The sequence below is a fragment of the Rathayibacter sp. AY1E3 genome (assembly GCF_002932235.1).
Classification (GTDB): domain Bacteria; phylum Actinomycetota; class Actinomycetes; order Actinomycetales; family Microbacteriaceae; genus Rathayibacter.
Genome location: NZ_PSVN01000004.1, coordinates 171,428 through 190,133, shown reverse-complemented (window position 1 = coordinate 190,133; position 18,706 = coordinate 171,428). Strand labels below are relative to the sequence as shown.

Below are 18,706 nucleotides of genomic sequence, written 5' to 3'. Positions count from 1 at the left end.
ATCACTTCTCCTCGGCGGAGGACCGGGCGTCGTCCGCGACGACCTCGGGGTGCCCGTCGTGTAGCTGGATGTGGCGGTGCTCGCGGCGCATCTTCGCCAGGCTCGCCAGCGTCGCCACGGTCATGCTCAGCACGATGACCACGAGCGAGGTGATCGTGTCGATGTCCCACACCGGCACCGGCTCGCCCCCGTTGAGGAAGGGCAGGTCGTTCTCGTGCAGGGCGTGCAGGACGAGCTTCACGCCGATGAAGGCGAGGATGAACGCGATCCCGTACTTGAGGTACTCGAGCTTGTCGATCAGCCCGCCGAGCAGGAAGTAGAGCTGGCGGAGCCCCATCAGCGCGAAGACGTTCGCGGTGAACACGATGAAGGGGCTCTCGGTGATGCCGAAGATCGCCGGGATCGAGTCGAGCGCGAAGAGCAGGTCGGTCGAGCCGATCGCCAGGAAGACGATCAGCATCGGGGTGAAGAACGTCGTGCCGTTCTTGACCGTGCGGATCTTCGAGCCGTCGAACTCGTCCGAGATCCTCACGCGCTTGCGCAGGAGGCGGATGAGCAGGTTGTCCGTGCCCTCGTCCTCGTCCTCCTTGCCGAACGCCTGGTTCCACGCCGTGTAGACCAGGAACGCGCCGAAGAGGTAGAAGATCCAGCTGAAGCTCTCGATGAGCTGCGCGCCGAGCAGGATGAAGACGCCGCGGAAGACCAGCGCGATGATGATGCCCACCATCAGCACCTCCTGCTGGAGCTTCGCCGGCACCGCGAAGCGGCCCATGATGATGACGAAGACGAACAGGTTGTCGACCGAGAGGCTGTACTCGGTCAGCCAGCCTGCGACGAACTGGCCGGCCAGCTCGCCGCCGCCGAGGATCAGCATCAGCAGCGCGAACACGAGCGCCAGCGACACGTAGAAGCCGACCCACAGCCCCGACTCCTTCAGGCTCGGCACGTGCGGGCGCTTGTAGACCAGCAGCAGGTCGGCGGCGAGGATCAGGCTCAGGACGACGAACGAGCCGATCACGAACCAGACGGGCAGATCGAGCATGAGGGCCTTCCGAGTGGGTGGGGGCCGAAAGTCTCTCCCCGGGGAGCGGACGGCCGTGCCGGTCCGCGTCACCCGTCCCGCCCCCGGCGCCGCGCAGGGGCGGTGCGTACTGACGGGAGCGGAAAGGCGGGATACTCCCCTTCGCGGATGCGATCCTAGCGCCGATCCGGCAGGATGCGGCCCCGGGGAGGCGGAGCGGGAACGAGGCGATCGGCGCGATGCGTCGAGCGGGTGCCGCGTGGCGAGCACCCGGGTGTTAAACGAGAAGAACCCCCGGTCAGACCGGGGGTTCTTCTCGTGTTGCCGTGGTGACCCCAGCGGGATTTGAACCCGCGTTACCGCCGTGAGAGGGCGACGTCCTAGGCCGCTAAACGATGGGGCCGCATTTTTGCAACTCGAAGAGTGTTGCACACGGATCCGCATCGACGCAAATCGAGCGCCCGGCCCATCCGGTCTCCGCTCGGCCCCGGCCTTGCCCGCCGCCCGCCGAGGCGGTTGGCTCGGGGCATGAGACTGACGAAACTCGAGCACGCCGCCGTCCTGATCGAGGAGGACGGCGCCCGGCTGGTGATCGATCCGGGGTCCTTCACCCGGCCCGTCGAGGGGACGACCGACACCGTCGCCGTGGTGCTCACCCACGAGCACGCCGACCACTGGACCCCGGAGCAGCTGCAGCGCCTGCGCGACGCGGCCCCGTCGCTGCGGATCCTCGGCCCGGCCGGGGTCGCCGCCGCCGCCGAGGGCTTCGACGTCGAGACGGTCGCCGACGGCGATGTCGTGACGGTGGGCCCGTTCGAGCTGCGCTTCTTCGGCTCCCGTCACGCGGTGATCCACCGCAGCATCCCCGTGATCGACAACGTGGGCGTCCTGGTGAACGGCCGGGTCTACTACGCCGGCGACTCGTTCACAGTGCCGGAGGGCGTCGATGTCGAGATTCTCGCTGCTCCCTCGGGAGCACCGTGGATGAAGATCGCCGAGGCGATGGACTACGTGCTCGAGCTCGCCCCGCGGCACGCCTTCGCGACCCACGAGCAGGTGCTCTCGGAGGCGGGGCGCTCGCTCGGCCACGACCGGCTCGGCTGGGCGGTGCGCGAGGGCGGCGGCGAGTACCACGCCCTCGAGCCGGGCGACGTGCTGGAGCTCTGACGCCGGGGACGACGACGGCCGGGTCGGGGGTGAGCCCCGGCCCGGCCGTCGTCGCGATCCGCTAGCGGATCAGTAGTACTCGCCCTGGCGGTAGTCCCAGGAGTTGAACTGCTCGGCGAGGTTCAGCATGATGCGCTCGTAGTCGAGGCCGCGGCGGATCAGCACGGGGCCCGGGGTGATCGAGCGCTCGCCGCCCTGCACGGGGATGAGGGCGCCCGAGGCGTCCACCATCGAGACCATGACGCCCTGCTCGTGGCGGGAGTCCTCGTCCTTGTCCGGCTGGATCGAGGAGACGTAGGAGTCGGCCGAGACGATGACGTCGGCCTCGTTCTCGATCCGCTCGCCGATGTTCGCGACGCGGCCGCGGTTGCCCACGCCCGAGGGGTTGGCCGAGCTGGCGAAGGTGAGGGTGCGGTCGCCCTCCCACATGGTGGCGACCAGCTGCTCGGCCGGGCGGCCGAAGCGGATGACGAAGCAGCTGGTGCCCCGTCCGTCGCGGACCAGCTCGCGGGCGTCCTCGTCGATCAGGTCGACGGCCTCGGCCTTCCACGGGAGGATGCAGCCGAGCAGGACGTCCTGGTCCCAGTGCTTCTGGTAGAAGGCGAGGACCTCCTCGTTGAGCTCGGCGAGCTCGGTGAGCTGCTCGATGCTGGAGCAGAGCACGACGCCCGGCTTGTTGCGGTTGCGCTGCTTGGCCGAGAACTTGCGCTCGAGGCCCGCTCCGTCGGTCGTCATCAGGATGTAGCCGACCTTGGTCGCGCAGACGACCAGTCCACCGGGGGCGTAGAGCGCGTCCACCGCTTCCGCAGGAGCCTGCTCACGCCATTCGATCACCGTCGTGCTGGTCATTCTTTCCCTTTCGTGGTGTCCAGAGACGCCATGGGCGGGGCCCCGGCCGAGCGGAAGCCTAGCGGATCGCCTCCCGTCGTCCGCGGCGGTGATGCCGCGAACGGACGCGCACCGGGCTCCGGATCGACTCCGGTGCCCGGTGCGCGCCCGTCCGCGCCGCGCGCGCCGACGAGACGGCTCAGGCGAGGGCCGTGAGCGAGCCTCGCGCGAGCGTGTTGACGGTCAGATGGAAGCCGACCAGCGAGGCCGGAGTCGACTCGTCGACCGGCAGCGTCGGCACTCCGAGCGCGTGCACCGTGAAGAGGTAGCGGTGCGGGCGGTCACCGGGCGGCGGGGCCGCACCGGCGTAGGCGAGCGACCCGAGGTCGTTGAGCGCCGGGCGCCCCACTTCCGTCGAGCCGGCGGCCAGCTCGGTGACCTCCTTCGGGATGTCGACCAGGACCCAGTGGTGGATGCCGCCGAGGGTCGGCGCATCGGGGTCGAACACGGTCACGGCGTACGACTGCGTGCCCTCGGGGCCGGCGCTCCAGCGCAGGGACGGGCTGGTGTCGCCGCTCCCCTGGGCCTCGGCGAGCCGCTCGCCGTCGGTCACGTCGTCGCTGGACACCTCCAGGGGCGCCGTCGCGGGCAGGAAGTCGAGCGGGTGCGGGGGCGTGCTCCTGGTCAGATCGGTCATGTCGTTCTCCTTCTCTCTCAGTCGGTGACTCGGCCGCGGACGCCGTCGAGCCAGTAGTCGGAGTGGCGGTCCGCGGTCGCCGCGTCGCGGAACGAGTACGTCTTCAGCAGCCAGCGGAAGCGGGTCTTGTCGCGGTCCTGGACGTCGACGAGCTGACGGCTGTGCAGGCCGTCCTGGTTCGCGATGATCAGCAGGTCCGCGTCGCGGATCCGGTGGTACTGCTCGCTGACCTTCGAGAGCGCATCGCGGAACTGCCAGAGCGCCCACAGGTGCGGCAGGTCGTCCGGGTCGGCCGGCACCGTCCGGGTGTCGTAGTAGCGGAAGCTGTGCTCGTTCTCGAGCAGAGCGTGCTGGTCCGACACGATCTGGTTCTTGTTCTGGGCGCGCGAGAGCTCGTCGAACGGGGTGATGTAGACCGCCTCGCGCAGGAGCGCCTGGTTCTCGGATGAGATGAAGCGCAGGATCTCGCGGCCGTCGACGTACTTCGTGTAGACGAGGTCGGTCTCGGGCGTGCGCAGTCCCAGGAGCGAGATGAAGTCGGCGCGCACCGGGTGCGCGGTCCGCTCGTTGTGCCAGTACAGCTCGCCGTCGGTCTTCTGCGTCTGGGTGTTCGAGAAGCGGTTGTCGGCGTAGACGTCCTGGAAGAAGTCGCCGTTGTTGCGGGTGGCGTATGCGAGCAGCGGCGAGCCGAGGTACTGCGACTGCAGCTCGAGCAGGCCCTCGCCGACGAACGTCAGCTTCTTGCGGTACTTGTCCTCGAGCGCGTCGTCCTGGTCGAGCCAGGGGATCTCGTCGTCGACCGGGTTGTTCGAGATCAGGTGCGCGTAGGTGATCTTCTCGTCGCGCTCGCGCCGGATGCGGGCGAGCGCGTCGACGAAGCCCTGCGGGACGTCGCCGCTGTCGATCAGCGCGGCGATCGCGTCGCGGAAGCGGTCGTAGTCCTTGTAGGGGTCGATGGCGACCGCCAGCAGCGACTGCTGGAGGGTCGATCTGTCGGAATCGGAGAACGTGTAGATGGGCTGCACTGCTTCACTCCTTGCACGTGGATGAGGGACGCCGCCGGCGGGCTCGTCCCGGACTTCCTCTGTCACTCCGCTTCCGCGGTGTCGGCCCTCCTCTCCTGTCGTCGCATCGAGACGGCCCCGATCGTCTGCGCGAGGACCGCGAGGACGACGAGGACGATGAGGGTCGGCGCGGTCCCTCCCGTGAGGGGGACGAGTATCCCGGCGCCGACGAGCAGGACGGCCTGGAGGATCCCCTGGTTGCGCTCCAGTCCGCGCATCACCGCGACCCGGGCGCCGTCCTCGAGCCCGTTCATCGCCGGCGCCAGGGCGATCATCGTCGCGGGCCGCACGAAGCCGCCCGCGATCCCGAGCAGGGCCAGGCCGGCGATCGCGGCGCCGAGCACCCCGAGGGTGGTCAGGGCGAGGCCCAGCACCTGGGTGAGCGCCGTCAGCCGGAAGACCAGGGGCGTGCCGGCGATGAGCGGCGAGAGCCGGGCGGCGGCCAGGCCGGCGAGCGTGTAGAGGCCGAGCACCAGGCCGAACGCGGGCAGCGTCAGACGCAGCTCCTGGAACAGCAGCAGCGGGATCACGAAGGTGTAAGCGGCGAGCAGGACGGCGCGGTTCACGGAGTAGTAGAGGGACCAGAAGCGCACCGCGGCGGGCAGGACGGCCGGCCGCACGGCGCGCGCCGCCACTCCCGAGGCGGCGCTCGCGCCGAGCGGCAGGCGGGCAAGGAGCACCACGGCCAGCGCGGCGCACGACACGAGCGCGCTGAGGAGGAACGGCAGCCGGTCCCAGAGCGCGAGCGAGGCGGCCCCGAGCACTCCCGCGCCGAAGGAGGCGAGGAACATTCCGCTCTGCACCCGCGTCTCCTGGCGGCGAGCATCGGCTCCGGCGCGCAGCGAGGAGGCCAGCGCGGCGTCCCGCCCGGCCGTCAGCGAGAAGCCGCAGCCGGCGAGCAGCTGGCTGATCACGACGGCGACCGGATCCGCGTCCAGCACGATCACGACGAGGCCCAGTGCCTTCACGCCCTCGCCGACGACGAGCGCGCCCGCCGAGGACAGGCGGCGTGTGAGCGGCGAGAGCGGGCCGTCGGCGAGCGCCGCCACCACTCCGTAGAGCGCCAGCAGCAGCGCCACGGCCAGGATCGGGTAGCCCCGCGCCAGCAGGAACACCGCGACCACGGGCAGGTGGAAGTAGGCGCGCGAGACGATCCGGTAGACCGTGATCAGCCCGGCGGCGCTGCGGCCGCGCGGGGCGTCCCCGCGCCCGAGGTCAGACAAGGGAGGGCACGACGACGCGCAGTGCGTCGGCGCCCACGTCGCCCTGACGGACGATCGACGCTCCGCCCACGAGGGAGACGATCGTGCTGCTCATCGTGGAGTCGGGGGCGGTGGTGCTGCGGATCAGGTAGTCGCTGTCGCCGCCGAGGTGCTCCGCGGCGAGGTCGAAGTCGACGAGTCCGGTCGACACCGTGCCGCTGATGTTGGCGGAGGTGGCCGCGAGCGGCAGGCCCGCGAATATCGAGAGCAGGTTGATCGGGGCGCTGAGGTTGTGCACGACCGACACCGTGTCCTGGCCCGAGGTGACCCAGTCCGGGACGACGGGCTTGCGGCGCAGGATGACGTTCAGCGGCCCCGGCCAGAACGCTGCGACGAGCGCGTCCATGTCGGCCGTCTCCGGGGCGAAGGCCCAGGTCGCCCAGTCGCGGGGCGCGGAGACGAAGAGGGTGAGCGGCTTCGCGCCGTCCCGCTTCTTCATGTCGTAGAGGCGGAAGCAGGCGCTGCGCGAGAAGGGGCTGGCGAACACGCCGTAGTTCGTGTCGGTCTGCGCGATGACGGTCGCGCCCTCGCGGAGCTCCTGCCCGACGCGCCGGAGCTCGTCGAGATCGGTCGCGTCGATGATCTGTGCCGTCATGGGTAGTGCTCCTGCTGCGCTCGGGCGCGTCCGGGCGGGGCCGGATCGCGTCGCTGTCGTGTGGTCCGCTGACGGCGGCGCCCCACGGAGGGCGCCTGGCGGGTCGGACGGCGGAGGCCGTCCGGATGCGGGTGACCACGGAGGAGAGATGCGGCTGCGTCCTCCCCCCGAGGACGTCTGCCCGGTGAAAGTAGCAGGGTGCGCATCCGGCCCGCGTGTTCGCGACGCTGCATGACGAAGGAAGTCGTCGACGTCGGGGAGCAGGGTCGGGGATCGGTATGTTCCGCTGACGCGCCGCATCTCCGCGGCGTTCTCCCGGCTCCGCGGATCCGCGCGATCGTCCGTCTGGCGGCGCACCACGGCCGGGGCTGGACGGCTCGCGGCGACCCGGTCTCCGGGCCCTCCCGCTCCTCGACAGAAGGACCGCCCATGACCGACTACTGGCCCGTGCTCCTCATCCTGCTCACGATCGTGGCCGTCGTGGTCCTGATCGTCGTGCTGAAGGTCGAGCCGGTGATCGCCCTCCTCGTCTCGGCCCTCGGGCTCGGCCTCGTCTCGGGGCAGGGCGGCGAGGGGACGGTGACCGCGATGACGTCCGGATTCGGCGCGGTCCTCGGCGACATCGGCCTGCTGATCGCGCTCGGCCTGCTGCTCGGATCGCTCCTGGAGGCGCTGGGCGTGGCCCCGCTGCTCGCCCGCTGGCTCGTGAAGCGCTTCGGTCGGCGCGCGCTCCCGGTCGCCTACGCGCTGACCCTGGGCGTCGCCTTCCCCTCGATCTACTCCGACGTGCTGGTCGTGATGAGCGCACCGCTGACTCGTCTGGCCTCGCGGGGGCTCGGTGCCGGTGGCTACGGGCTGCTGGCCGGCTCCTCCATCGTCGGGATGATCGTGGGCGTGGTCTTCGTCGTCCCCGGAGCCGCCGCGCTGGCCACGGCAGGCATCGCGGGCGCTCCCCTGCCGTCGATGGTCGCCATCGGCGCCCCGCTGGGCATCGTCACCATCGTGCTGACCGTGCTGGTGTACAGCGCCCTGGTGAAGCGCGGCGGCTGGCGGGACGAGCGCGACCTCGAGGGCGGGGCGGTCCCGGGGCCCGCTCTCGAGCCCGAGGCGGGCGCGGCCACGGGAGGCACGGCGCTCGCGACGCGGCGGGTGCCGCTCGCGCTGGCCGTCGCTCCGATCGCCCTCACCATCGTGCTGATCGCCGCGAACTCGCTCACCCAGCTGGCCGAGCTCGACGTCCCCCTCCTGCGGTTCCTCGGCGACGCGCACATCGCGCTGCTGGCCGGCTTGGTGCTGGCCTACGCGACGGCACTGCGGACGCTCCCGAAGGGCGCCGTGGCCACGGCACTGGGCGGAGCACTGACCCGCAGCGGCCCGATCGTCGTCCTGACCGGGGTCAGCGGCAGCCTCGCCGCCGTGGTCGGAGGAACCGGGGTCGGCGACGCGCTCGCCGGCGCCTTCGACGGGCGGGCCCTCTCGCCGATCCTGCTCACCTGGGTCGTCGCGGCCGTGCTGCACGCGGCGATCGGCTCGGTCTCGACGGCCGCGATCACCGCGGTCGGCATCGTCGCCCCGCTGATCCCCGTGCTCGACGTGAACCCGGCGCTGATCGCCCTGGCCGCCGGCTCCGGCGCGCTCTTCCTCGGGATGGTCAACGCCAACGCGTTCTGGCTCTTCAAGTCCGTGCTCGGCCTCACCGTGCGGGGCACGTTCACCGCCTACTCGCTGACGCTCTCGATCGCCTCGGTGATCTCGCTGCTGGCGCTGCTGGTGGCGGGAACGTTCGTCTGAGCGTCGGCCGGCCCCCACGAGGCCACGCTCGCGAGGTCGGCGCCGAACTCGACCCGGAGGCGCACGGGCGCGCCCCCGCGCAGCACGCCCGGCAGCCAGAGGCGGGCGTCATCCCACATCCGCTCGAACGGCACCTCCTCGACCGGGACGAAGGCGGCGGCGAGCTCGCTCGACTCGGTGACCTCGCCGGTGACGCGGCGGCAGAGGAAGACGTGCGAGCGCTGGCTCCAGGCCGGCCGGTGCGGGAAGGAGTAGTCGAGCACGCCGCGCGGCTCCAGATCGGCCGCTCGGGCGACGAGCCCGGCCTCCTCCTGCAGTTCGCGGACGGCGGCGGCGACGGGCGACTCGCCGGGCTCGAGCTTGCCGCCGGGAGCGACCACGCGCCCCTCGCCGAGGCCGCGGCGCTTCCGGCCGAGCAGCACCTCCGCGCCCCGCGGGCCCTCGCGGAGGACGTAGACGACGCACTCCTCGGGCAGTCCCACCGCGCACCTCCGCTCGCCGGGGCCGGGAGCCCGGCACCGCCGTCGTAGGCTAGCCCGGTGACGACGACCGCGCTCGAGCGCTTCCAAGCCCTGCTGCGCGTCGAGACGGTGTCCCACTCGGACGAGACGGCCACCGATTGGAGCCGCTTCGAGGCGTTCCGCACGCTCGTCGCCGAGCTCTACCCGGCACTGCACGCGGCCCTGGACTTCGAGACAGTCGCCGGCCACTCCCTCCTCTGGCGCTGGCGCGGTGAGGAGCCGGGCGAGTCGGCCGTGCTGATGGCCCACTACGACGTGGTCAGCGTGACGGCGGCGGAGTGGTCGCACGACCCGTTCGCGGCCGAGACGGTCGTCGCCGCGGACGGCCGCACCTCCGTCGTGGCGCGCGGCGCCCTCGACGACAAGGGCTCCCTCGTCGCCCTCCTCGAGGCGGTCGAGGCGGCCGTCCTGCGGGGCGAGCGGCCCCGGCACGACGTGTACCTCCTCTCGACGCACAACGAGGAGACGGCGGGCGACGGCGCCCCCTCGGTCGTCGCCCTGCTCGGCGCGCGCGGGGTCCGCCCGCGCCTCGTGCTCGACGAGGGCGGGAACGTGCGGCGCGGCATCCTGCCCGGCGTCACCACCCCGATCGCCGTGATCGGCGTCACCGAGCGCGGGATCATGAACCTCGAGCTGACCTGCCGCGACGTCGGCGGCCACGCCTCCGCTCCGCCGCCCCCGCCCGGGCTGCTCGCCACCCAGCGGCTCGCGAGGGCGATCCACCGCCTGACCGAGAACCCGTTCCCCTCGACGCTCCCTGAGCCGATCGCCCAGCTGGTGCGCGCGGCGGCCGACCACGCGGACGCGGCCCACGCCGTCTGGTACGCCCGCCCGCACGAGCACCCGGACGCCGTCGTCGGCGCGCTCGCCGCCCACTCCAACCGCTCGGCGGCGATGCTGCGGACGACGGTCGCGATCACCGAGCTGCGCGGCAGCACCGGAGCGAACGTCCTCGCCTCCAGCGCCAGCGCCACCGCGAACGTGCGGATCAACCCGGGCGGCACCGTGGCGGGCGTGGTCGAGCGCATCCGCGCCGTCATCGACGACCCGGAGGTCGAGGTCGAGGTGAAGGTCGCCCACGAGCCCTCCCCCGTCTCCCCCACCGGCGAGCCCGGCGACGGCGGGCCGTACGACCTGCTCCGCGCGGTCGTGCAGGAGTCGTTCCCGGACGCGGTCGTCGCCCCCTACGTGCAGACCGGCGGCAGCGACGCGCGGCACTTCCACGCGATCAGCGACCACGTCTACCGCTTCATCCCGTTCGAGATCAGCCCGCGGCAGCAGCTCGGGATCCACGGGGTCGACGAGTCGGTCGAGGCCGACCAGTTCGAGCGAGCGATCGAGTTCTACGCGCGGCTGCTCGCCCGGCTCTGATCGCGGCGGTCCTCCGGGGTCGGGGAGGACCGCGCAGCGACCGGCAACCTGGGAGAACCGTTCGATGACGCGCCGACCGGTGTTGGCCCGGAGTTCACCCCGCGATGATGAACTGGTCTCAGCGGGGTCGCCTCCGCTGGAGCAGTGCGCAAGTGCCGACGCCGGGTCGCGTGATCCGGCTCCCGCCGATCGTGGAACCCGAGGATCATGTCCCTCCGCCAGGCCGAGTACCCCCGGCCCAACCACTTCATCCTTCACCTGAGCGACACCCACTTCATCGCCGGAGACGGCGGCCTGTACGGCTCCGACGTCGACAGCGAGGCCCAGCTGCGGCTCCTGTTCGACGAGCTGGAGGCGTCCGGCGGACGTCCGGAGGCCATCGTCATCACGGGTGATCTCGCCGACAAGGGCGAGCCGGAGGCGTACGCGAAGCTGCGCGCCGTCGTCGAGCCCGCGGCCGCACGCCTCGGCGCCGAGGTGATCTGGGTGATGGGCAACCACGACGACCGCGGCGCGTTCCGCTCGGGGCTGCTCGACCAGCTCCCGACCACGCAGCCGGTCGACCGCGTGCACGACGTGAACGGGCTGCGGATCATCGCGCTGGACTCCACCGTGCCCGGCGCCCACTACGGGGAGATCTCGGACGCGCAGCTCGACTGGCTGGCGGAGGAGCTCTCCAGCCCGGCCCCGCACGGCACTATCCTCGCGCTGCACCACCCGCCGGTGCCGAGCGTGCTCGACCTCTCGGTCCTCGTGGAGCTGCGCGACCAGCCCGCCCTCGCGGAGGTGCTCGAGGGCTCCGACGTCCGCAGCATCATCGCGGGCCACCTGCACTACTCGTCGACGGCGATGTTCGCCGGCATCCCGGTCTCGGTCGCGTCGGCCACCTGCTACACCCAGGACCTCAACGTGCCGGTGGGAGCGACCCGCGCCCGAAACGGCGCCCAGGCGTTCAACCTGATCCACGTCTACGACGGCACGGTGCTGCACTCGGTGGTGCCGATCGGCGCCTCGACCGAGGTGTCCTACGTCTCGGCGAACGAGACGCAGCGGATCCTCGCGGACCACGGCGTCGAGATCGCCGCGGCGACGGCGGCCCCCGTCGCCCGGGACGAGGAGCTCTACCCGCCGCTCGTGGAGCGGGTGGGCGTCAGCGCGTAGCGACGCGACGGGGCGTCGGGGTCGCCCCGACGCCTCCGGGCGCCGCGTCGACCGCGTCCTCGGACACGGCCGGCGGTGTCAGCGCCCGCCGGCGCGGTCCCGCGCGAACAGCCATCCGGCGAACGCCAGCGCCGCGGCCAGCGCGACGCCCACGCCGACGCCCGCTCCCACTGCGATGCCCGGGAACACGAGCGAGCTCGCCAGGCCGAGAAGCAGCCCGGCAACCGCTCCCCCGACGGCCCAGCCCACGGTCAGTCCTCGCGCTCCCACGGAGCCGGGATCGGGTAGTACTCCTCGAGGAACCCGATGACGGCCTTGGTGCGCGCCTCCGCCGAGATCTCGGGGAAGCTGCCGTCGTTGAGGCAGAAGAAGTCGACTCCGCGGTTCTTGAGGAGCTTGCGCATGTCCTTCAGCCCCTGGTGCATCGTCGTGTCGACGTACTTCACCGAGGCGTTCTCCTGCACGACCGCGCGGCCGGTCATCAGCGCGTAGTAGTGGTAGAGCGAGTTGGTGACGGAGACGTCGCTCGCGGAGCGGAAGCGGCTCGCGGCGGTCGCGGTGAACTCCGGCTCGAACTCGGCCTCGAGCTCGGCCATCACGGTCTTGCGGAGCGGCGTGGCGGCGTGCTCGAGGTGACGGGTCGTCATCGCGCCGAAGCGCTCGCGGAGCAGGCGCCGGTTGACGCGGGCCGCGTTCTCGAAGCCGCTGCGGGAGGCGTTGGAGTCGCCCATGCCGATGCGCGTCGTCGCCTCGATGAACTTCGTGATGCCCCCGGGCGAGAAGAAGATCGACGGGTCGACCGGGCGCCCGAAGAACATGTCGTCGTTGGAGTAGAGGAAGTGCTCCGCCAGCCCCGGGATGCGGTGCAGCTGGCTCTCGACCGCGTGGGAGTTGTGCGTCGGCAGCACCGAGAGGTCGCGGAAGTGGTCCTCGCTGCGCACGAGGGTGACGTCCGGGTGCTCGTCCAGCCAGCGCGGGCGCGGGGAGTCGGTGACGATGTAGATGTGCCGGATCCACGGCGCGTACATGTAGACGCTGCGCAGGGCGTACTTGAGCTCGTCGATCTGGCGGAAGCGCGCCGGAGCGTCGTCGCCCTCGCCCACCACGTAGCTCGCCATGCGGGCCGCACGGGCGCGCTGGAACTCCAGGTCGGTGCCGTCGACCCACGAGAAGACGATGTCCACCTCGAAGCGGATGTCGCTGACGAGCGGCTCGAACATGCCCTCGAACGTCGGCCAGGTGCGGCCGTAGGCCTCGACGTGGGCGTCGATGGCTTCGGCGACGGGGAGGCTGTTGCGCATGAGCGCGTTCTCGGCGGGAGTGATGATCTCCTCCTCGCCCACCTTCCACAGCTCGAGGCGGACGCCGCTGCGGGCGCCGTAGCGCAGCGATCCCGTCGAGGAGACGCGCGGGCGGAAGAGCTTGAAGACGGAGGCGCGCGGGTACGGCGCGAGCACGCCCTCGGCCAGGAGCTGCGGCGGGGTGCCCCGCTTGTCGACCGTCTTGGCGTAGAAGGGCTCGGTCGCGAAGGCGCGCGCCAGCAGCGTCGCCAGCTCGGCGCCGAGCACGCGGTCCACCGCGAGGAAGGGCGAGCCGTCGGTGCCGCGGATGAGGCGGTAGGGGAATTCGGCGGCGTCGAGGACCTCGCCGATGGCGATCAGGTCCTCGGTCCAGGCCGCGCGGGGCGTCGTACTCGAGTTCACCAGCGAGAACAGGCCGGCATGGACCACGACGTCGTCGCGGTCGAAGTGGCGCGGGCGCAGGAGCGGTGACGGAAGAGCACGGACGGAAGGCATGATTCACATTATCCGCCGTGGATTTCGTCCGTGTGACCGGGCCGTCGGCTTGACAGCGACCGCGGGGCCGCACGGTCAGCGCGAGAGCGACCCCAGACGGTCCCCCGCCTTCTCCGCGGCCTTCGCGGCCCGCCTGGCGCGGTGCCGCTCCTCGGCGGCGACGACCCCCAGCGCGAAGGCTCCCTCCCCGCTGCGATCGGCCTCCTCCAGGATCAGCGCACGGGCGGCGAGCGCGTCGCGCTCCTCCCCCAGGGCGTCGGCGAGGTCCTCGCCCGCCTCGGCGAGCGAGCGGCGCCGGGCGCCGACGGCCTCGGGGACGACCGCCCGCCACGCCTCCACGGTGTAGCGGAGCCGCTTCGCCGCCTTCCGCAGGTCGTGACGAGCCTCGAGCGAGCCGCCGGCCGCCGCGGAGCCCGCCGCGGAGATGCGCGCGAGGTCCTTCGCGACGGAGCGGCGCACCAGCGCCGTCGCGCTCGAGCCCGCCCGCGCGGTGCGGGGCGGATCCGCGAGCAGGGCGTCGAGCGAGGCGAGGAGCGCGAGGTAGCGGCCGCCGCGCAGAGTGCGGTCGACGCGGCGCAGCGCCGAGGCGTGCCGGTGCTCGATCTCCTCCAGCAGGGCGGTGGGGGTGCTCGGGGCGCCCTCGACGGCCGCCAGGGAGGTGCGGAACCGCTCGGCGAGCACCTCCTGGTCGCGGGCCGCGCCGAGGACCCCTCCCAGCCAGCGCAGCTCGTCCCGCACGGGGTCGGTCGCCGCACGGTCGAGCACGGAGCGGGAGGCGGCGAGGACGGACCGGAGCCGGCGCGCGAGCACGCGCATCCGGTGCAGGGCGTCGTCGGCCTCGAGGCGCACCCGCGGGTCGACGGCGCGCAGCTCTCGCAGGAGCGAGCGGACCGCGGCGAGCGCCGCCTCCCCGCCGTTCCGCGGATCCGGGACCGTCTCCTCGATCGGGCCGCCGGTGGCCCGGGCGAGCTTGGAGGCGCTGGCGGCCGGGCGGGCGCCCGCGGCGAGGAGCTGCTGCTCGATCGCGTCGAGGATCCGCTCGCCCTCGTCGCCCGGGACGTCGACGAGCTCGACCTCCCACTCCCTCCAGCGCCGCTCGCGGCCGGTGCGCTGGTCGCGCGCGGTCACCAGGTCGTCGGCGATCTCGGCGAGCTCCCGCCCGTGGGAGTCGAGGGCGCGGGTGATCGAGCGGACCGTCTCGAGCAGCGCCAGCGGCTCGAGCGGCGCGCGCCCCACCTGCGCGAGCACCGGCTCGCGGACGGCGGACGGGACCGTGCGCGAGGCCGTGAGCTCCGCGTGGATCTCGGTGCGGCCGGAGGAGCCGGGCAGCTTGACGTGCCAGCCCTGGTCGGATCCGCCCTCGCGGCGGCGCAGCGTGATCCGCCCCCGGGACAGAGCGCGCTCGGCGGTGTCGAAGTACTCGGCGCGGAGGGTCACCGGCTCCTCCGTGCGGACGCTCGCGACGCTCGCGGTGCCGGTCAGGTCGGGCAGCCGGGTGCCCGCGTCGACGTCGTACTTCCGCTCGACCTCGGTCTGCACTCTCCGCGCACCGCCCGCCCGGGACGTCGCCGACTCGTTCTCCGCACCGCTGGCCATGCTCCATTGTGATCACGCCCGGCGCCGCTGCGGCACCCCGGGCGGCCAGGGGCGCCCTCGCCCTAGGCTGGAGCGATGACCGCGCCCGTTCCGCCCGTCGCCCGCCGCGTCCCCCTCGAGCGCCGCCACCACGGCGACGTGGTGGTCGACCACTACGAGTGGCTGCGCGAGAAGGAGAGCCCCGAGGTGATCGCGCACCTCGAGGCCGAGAACGCGTACACCGAGGCGGTGCTGGCTCCTCTCGCCCCGCTGCGCGAGCGCCTGTTCGAGGAGATCCGCTCGCGGACGAAGGAGACCGACCTCTCGGTCCCCGTCCGGGAGGGCTCCTGGTGGTACTTCTCGCGCTCCTACGAGGGCCGCCAGTACGCCGTGCACTGCCGGGCGCCGATCAGCGGGCCGGACGACTGGACGCCGCCGTCGATCGCCGAGGGCGGTCCGCTCGAGGGCGAGCAGGTCGTCCTGGACGGCAACGCGGAGGCGGAGGGGCACGACTTCTTCTCGCTCGGCAGCTTCGACGTCTCGGCCGACGGCCGACGGCTGCTCTTCGGCACCGACGTCGAGGGCGACGAGCGCTACACCCTCCGCATCCGCGACCTCGAGACCGGCGAGGACCTGCCGGACGTCATCGAGGGCACCGGCGGCGGAGCGACCTTCGGCGCCGACGCGCGCTTCGTCTTCTACCCGACCGTCGACGAGTCCTGGCGCCCCGACACGATCTGGCGGCACGAGGTCGGCGCCGGGACCCCGGACGAGGTCGTCTTCGCCGAGCCCGACGAGCGCTACTGGATCGGCGTGGGCCTCACCCGCAGCCGCCGCTTCCTCGTCATCGAGATCGGCAGCAAGATCACGAGCGAGTGCCTGCTGCTGGACGCGTCCGACCCGACCGGCTCCTTCCGCTCGGTGTGGCCGCGCCGAGAGGGCGTGGAGTACGAGGTCGAGCACGCCGTCGTCGACGGGCACGACCGCCTGCTGATCGTGCACAACGACGGCGCCCTCGACTTCGAGATCGTCGAGGAGCCGGCCGACCTGTCGCTCGACGCCGACGCCCGGGCCCGCGAGCGCCGCGTGGTGGTGCCGCACCGCGAGGGTCGCCGGATCGAGGGCGTCGACGCCTTCGCCGGGCACGTCGTCGTCTCGTACCGCGCCGACGGAGCCACCCGGCTCGGGCTGCTCCGCGAGGACGGCGCCGGAGCGCGGCTCGAGGAGATCGTCTTCGACGAGCCGCTCTACGACGCGGGCCTGGCGGGGAACCCGGAGTGGGAGCAGCCCTCCCTCCGCCTCGCCTACACCTCGTTCGTCACCCCCTCGACCGTGCTCGCGCTCGACGTCGCGACGGGCGAGCGCACGGTGCTCAAGCAGCAGCCGGTGCTCGGCGACTACGACCCCGCGCTGTACGTGCAGAGGAGGGAGTGGGCCGTGGCGGAGGACGGCACGCGGGTGCCGCTCTCGCTCGTCTGGCGCCGCGACGCCGCCGATCCGGACTCGGCCCCCGCGCCGCTCCTCCTCTACGGCTACGGCTCGTACGAGGCGAGCATCGACCCGGGCTTCTCGATCGCGCGCCTCTCGCTGCTCGACCGCGGCGTCGTCTTCGCCGTCGCGCACGTCCGCGGCGGCGGGGAGATGGGCCGCTCCTGGTACGAGAACGGGAAGACGCTGGCGAAGCGGACGACCTTCACCGACTTCGTCTCCGCGGCGCGGCACCTGGTCGACGCGGGCTTCACCACTCCGGACCGCCTGGTCGCGCAGGGAGGGTCGGCCGGCGGCCTGCTGATGGGCGCGGTCGCGAACCTCGCCCCGGAGGCGTTCGCCGGCGTCCTCGCGCAGGTCCCGTTCGTCGACGCGCTCACCTCGATCCTCGACCCGTCGCTGCCGCTCACGGTGATCGAGTGGGACGAGTGGGGCGACCCGCTGCACGACGCCGAGGTCTACGCCTACATGAAGTCGTACTCGCCCTACGAGAACGTCCGCGAGGACGTGCAGTACCCCCGGATCCTCGCGACGACGAGCCTCAACGACACCCGGGTGCTGTACGTGGAGCCGGCGAAGTGGGTGGCCAGGCTCCGCGAGGTCGGCGCTCCCGCGCTGCTGCGCACCGAGATGACAGCGGGACACGGCGGAGTGAGCGGACGCTACGAGCGCTGGCGCGAGATCGCGTTCGAGTACGCCTGGACGCTGGACGTGCTCGAGCTGGCCTGAGCGCCCCGCCGCAAGCCCCTCCGCCCGTCGTCCGCGGCCAGTAGGGTTCGGGGTGCCGACGGAGGGAAGAGCATGAGCGCAGGCCTGTCGATCGACCGCATCGCCGCATGGGTGGCGGACCAGAGGTGGTACGCGAGCAAGGGGCGGCGCCCCGAGCTGGAGGTCCGCGGCGCCTGGTCGCTGCACCCCGGCGAGGCGGAGGTGGTGGACCACCTCTTCATCGACCGGGCAGGCACGAGCCCGGTGCTGTACCAGGTGCCGGTGACCGTCCACGCGGCTCCGGTGCCCGGGCTCGAGGACGCCCTCGTCTACTCCGACGACGTGCACTTCGTGTACGACGCTCCACGGGACCCGGTGTTCGCCCGCGCCCTGCTCGGCATGATCGCCGACGGCGGCCGCTCCGACGAGGACGGCGCCCAGGGCGGCGCCCGCGCCGAGGGCCACCGGCAGCCGGGTGCCGCGATCGGGGCGTTCGCGTCCTCGAAGGTGCTCAGTGGCGAGCAGTCGAACACCTCGGTGATCGTCCGCACCACCGCCGACGACGGATCCGACGCGACCCCGGTGATCGTCAAGGTCTTCCGCGCCCTCCACCACGGCGACAACCCGGACGTGACGGTGCAGTCGGCGCTCAACGCCGCCGGGAGCGCCCTCGTCCCGCCCGTGCTCGGCAACGTGACCGGCGAGTGGGACGACGAGGGCGAGGAGACGGGCCGCGCCTTCGGGCACCTCGCCTTCGCGCAGGAGTTCCTCCCCGGGGTCCAGGACGCGTGGCGCGTCGCCCTCGAGGCGGTCGCCGCCGACTCCGACTTCACCGGACCCGCCCGCGAGCTGGGCCGCGCCACCGCCGAGGTGCACGCGACGCTGGCGGAGGTCATGCCGACCGAGGACACCACGTCCGAGGTCGTCGAGCGGATGGTCGCGACCATGCGCCGTCGCCTGCGCATCGCCTCGGCCGAGGTCCCCGTGATCGCGGAGGACTCGGAGGCGATCGAGGCCGTGTTCCGCGCCGCCGAGACCGCGCCGTGGCCGAGGCTCCAGCGCATCCACGGCGACTACCACCTCGGGCAGGTCCTGTCCGTGCCCGACCGCGGCTGGGTGCTCCTCGACTTCGAGGGCGAGCCGCTGCGGCCCATGCACGAGCGCCGCCTTCCCGACGTGGCCCTGCGCGACGTGGCGGGGATGCTGCGGTCCTTCGACTACGCGGCGGGCGCGCACGAGCAGGCCGAGCCGGGCGCCTCGAGGGCGGCCTGGGCGGCGGCGAGCCGGGCCGCGTTCCTCGAGGGCTACACCGAGCGGGCGGGCGACGCGGTCACCGCGCACCGGGCGGTGCTCGACGCGTTCGAACTCGACAAGGCCGTCTACGAGGCGATCTACGAGGCGCGCAACCGGCCGGAGTGGCTGTCGATCCCGGTCGCCGCGGTGCAGCGCCTCGCCGGGCGCTCGTAGGGTGGCAGGCATGAGCGACGACACCGACGACAAGAAGCCCCTGGACCCGCTGAGCGACTTCAGCATCCCGGGCGACACCGATCTGCACACGACCGGCGACGCCTCGGGCGCGGACGGCGACGAGGTCGCGGAGCCCGGAGCGGACGAGGACTGAGCCGCCTGCTCCGCGGGGCCTGCCTCGGCCGTCGGCTCCG

At 72.5% G+C, this 18,706-nt stretch carries 17 protein-coding genes and 1 tRNA gene; 7 read left to right on the top strand and 11 right to left on the bottom strand.

The window, feature by feature from the left end; translation table 11 throughout:
- Position 1 precedes the first annotated feature (1 nt).
- Complete coding sequence (locus C5C53_RS05175; RefSeq protein ID WP_104266996.1) at positions 2 to 1,042, bottom strand: TerC family protein; 1,041 nt, start codon at positions 1,040 to 1,042, stop codon at positions 2 to 4.
- 306 nt (positions 1,043 to 1,348) lie between these two features.
- Positions 1,349 to 1,424, bottom strand: a tRNA-Glu gene (locus C5C53_RS05170).
- A 125-nt stretch (positions 1,425 to 1,549) separates the two neighbouring features.
- Between C5C53_RS05170 and C5C53_RS05165 the strand changes: the two genes are divergently transcribed.
- Positions 1,550 to 2,188, top strand: a complete 639-nt coding sequence (locus C5C53_RS05165; protein WP_104225619.1) for an MBL fold metallo-hydrolase — start codon at positions 1,550 to 1,552, stop codon at positions 2,186 to 2,188.
- A 69-nt stretch (positions 2,189 to 2,257) separates the two neighbouring features.
- Here C5C53_RS05165 and C5C53_RS05160 read toward each other — a convergent pair whose 3' ends face one another.
- The 5 genes from C5C53_RS05160 to C5C53_RS05140 form a co-directional block, all read right to left on the bottom strand.
- Positions 2,258 to 3,037 (bottom strand): L-threonylcarbamoyladenylate synthase, encoded by a 780-nt coding sequence (locus C5C53_RS05160; RefSeq protein ID WP_104266995.1) that lies wholly within the window; start codon positions 3,035 to 3,037, stop codon positions 2,258 to 2,260.
- A gap of 178 nt (positions 3,038 to 3,215) precedes the next feature.
- Complete coding sequence (locus tag C5C53_RS05155) at positions 3,216 to 3,713, bottom strand: YbhB/YbcL family Raf kinase inhibitor-like protein (protein WP_104223083.1); 498 nt, start codon at positions 3,711 to 3,713, stop codon at positions 3,216 to 3,218.
- A 17-nt stretch (positions 3,714 to 3,730) separates the two neighbouring features.
- On the bottom strand, positions 3,731 to 4,738 hold the full coding sequence (locus tag C5C53_RS05150; protein ID WP_104266994.1) for a taurine catabolism dioxygenase TauD: 1,008 nt from the start codon (positions 4,736 to 4,738) through the stop codon (positions 3,731 to 3,733).
- Positions 4,739 to 4,800: 62 nt separating this feature from the next.
- Positions 4,801 to 6,000, bottom strand: a complete 1,200-nt coding sequence (locus C5C53_RS05145) for a hypothetical protein (protein ID WP_104266993.1) — start codon at positions 5,998 to 6,000, stop codon at positions 4,801 to 4,803.
- Positions 5,993 to 6,634 carry an L-threonylcarbamoyladenylate synthase gene (locus C5C53_RS05140; protein ID WP_104225616.1) on the bottom strand — a complete coding sequence of 214 codons (642 nt, stop codon included), beginning with the start codon at positions 6,632 to 6,634 and terminating at the stop codon, positions 5,993 to 5,995. Before C5C53_RS05140 ends, C5C53_RS05145 begins: the two co-directional genes overlap by 8 nt.
- 429 nt (positions 6,635 to 7,063) lie before the next feature.
- Between C5C53_RS05140 and C5C53_RS05135 the strand changes: the two genes are divergently transcribed.
- Complete coding sequence (locus tag C5C53_RS05135; RefSeq protein WP_181028702.1) at positions 7,064 to 8,425, top strand: GntP family permease; 1,362 nt, start codon at positions 7,064 to 7,066, stop codon at positions 8,423 to 8,425.
- Here C5C53_RS05135 and C5C53_RS05130 read toward each other — a convergent pair.
- Positions 8,353 to 8,907, bottom strand: coding sequence for an 8-oxo-dGTP diphosphatase (locus C5C53_RS05130; protein ID WP_181127717.1), 555 nt, complete (start codon positions 8,905 to 8,907; stop codon positions 8,353 to 8,355). The genes C5C53_RS05135 and C5C53_RS05130 overlap by 73 nt on opposite strands.
- Before the next feature lie 57 nt (positions 8,908 to 8,964).
- On the opposite strand from C5C53_RS05130, the gene C5C53_RS05125 reads away from it, so the two are divergent.
- Both C5C53_RS05125 and C5C53_RS05120 read left to right on the top strand, forming a co-directional pair.
- A complete protein-coding gene (locus C5C53_RS05125; RefSeq protein WP_104266990.1) occupies positions 8,965 to 10,317 on the top strand; it encodes a M20/M25/M40 family metallo-hydrolase in 1,353 nt (450 codons plus the stop codon).
- Positions 10,318 to 10,524: 207 nt separating this feature from the next.
- Positions 10,525 to 11,478 carry a phosphodiesterase gene (locus tag C5C53_RS05120; RefSeq protein ID WP_104249612.1) on the top strand — a complete coding sequence of 318 codons (954 nt, stop codon included), beginning with the start codon at positions 10,525 to 10,527 and terminating at the stop codon, positions 11,476 to 11,478.
- 78 nt (positions 11,479 to 11,556) lie between these two features.
- On the opposite strand, the gene C5C53_RS17045 is transcribed toward C5C53_RS05120, so the two are convergent.
- From C5C53_RS17045 to C5C53_RS05110, 3 genes are all read right to left on the bottom strand, one after another.
- Positions 11,557 to 11,727, bottom strand: a complete 171-nt coding sequence (locus tag C5C53_RS17045; protein ID WP_181127716.1) for a hypothetical protein — start codon at positions 11,725 to 11,727, stop codon at positions 11,557 to 11,559.
- Positions 11,728 to 11,729: 2 nt separating this feature from the next.
- Positions 11,730 to 13,274 carry a stealth family protein gene (locus tag C5C53_RS05115; protein WP_104233778.1) on the bottom strand — a complete coding sequence of 515 codons (1,545 nt, stop codon included), beginning with the start codon at positions 13,272 to 13,274 and terminating at the stop codon, positions 11,730 to 11,732.
- Positions 13,275 to 13,349: 75 nt separating this feature from the next.
- Positions 13,350 to 14,870 carry a CYTH and CHAD domain-containing protein gene (locus C5C53_RS05110; RefSeq protein WP_104266989.1) on the bottom strand — a complete coding sequence of 507 codons (1,521 nt, stop codon included), beginning with the start codon at positions 14,868 to 14,870 and terminating at the stop codon, positions 13,350 to 13,352.
- A 75-nt stretch (positions 14,871 to 14,945) separates the two neighbouring features.
- Here C5C53_RS05110 and C5C53_RS05105 point away from each other — a divergent pair, with 75 nt between their 5' ends.
- The 3 genes from C5C53_RS05105 to C5C53_RS17040 all read left to right on the top strand — a co-directional run bounded on the left by C5C53_RS05105 (position 14,946) and on the right by C5C53_RS17040 (position 18,666).
- Positions 14,946 to 17,066 (top strand): S9 family peptidase, encoded by a 2,121-nt coding sequence (locus C5C53_RS05105; RefSeq protein ID WP_104266988.1) that lies wholly within the window; start codon positions 14,946 to 14,948, stop codon positions 17,064 to 17,066.
- Positions 17,067 to 17,138: 72 nt separating this feature from the next.
- Entirely contained in the window at positions 17,139 to 18,512 is a 1,374-nt protein-coding gene (locus C5C53_RS05100) for a phosphotransferase (RefSeq protein WP_104266987.1), read from the top strand.
- A 10-nt stretch (positions 18,513 to 18,522) separates the two neighbouring features.
- On the top strand, positions 18,523 to 18,666 hold the full coding sequence (locus tag C5C53_RS17040; RefSeq protein WP_159914626.1) for a hypothetical protein: 144 nt from the start codon (positions 18,523 to 18,525) through the stop codon (positions 18,664 to 18,666).
- The last annotated feature ends 40 nt before the right edge of the window (positions 18,667 to 18,706 follow it).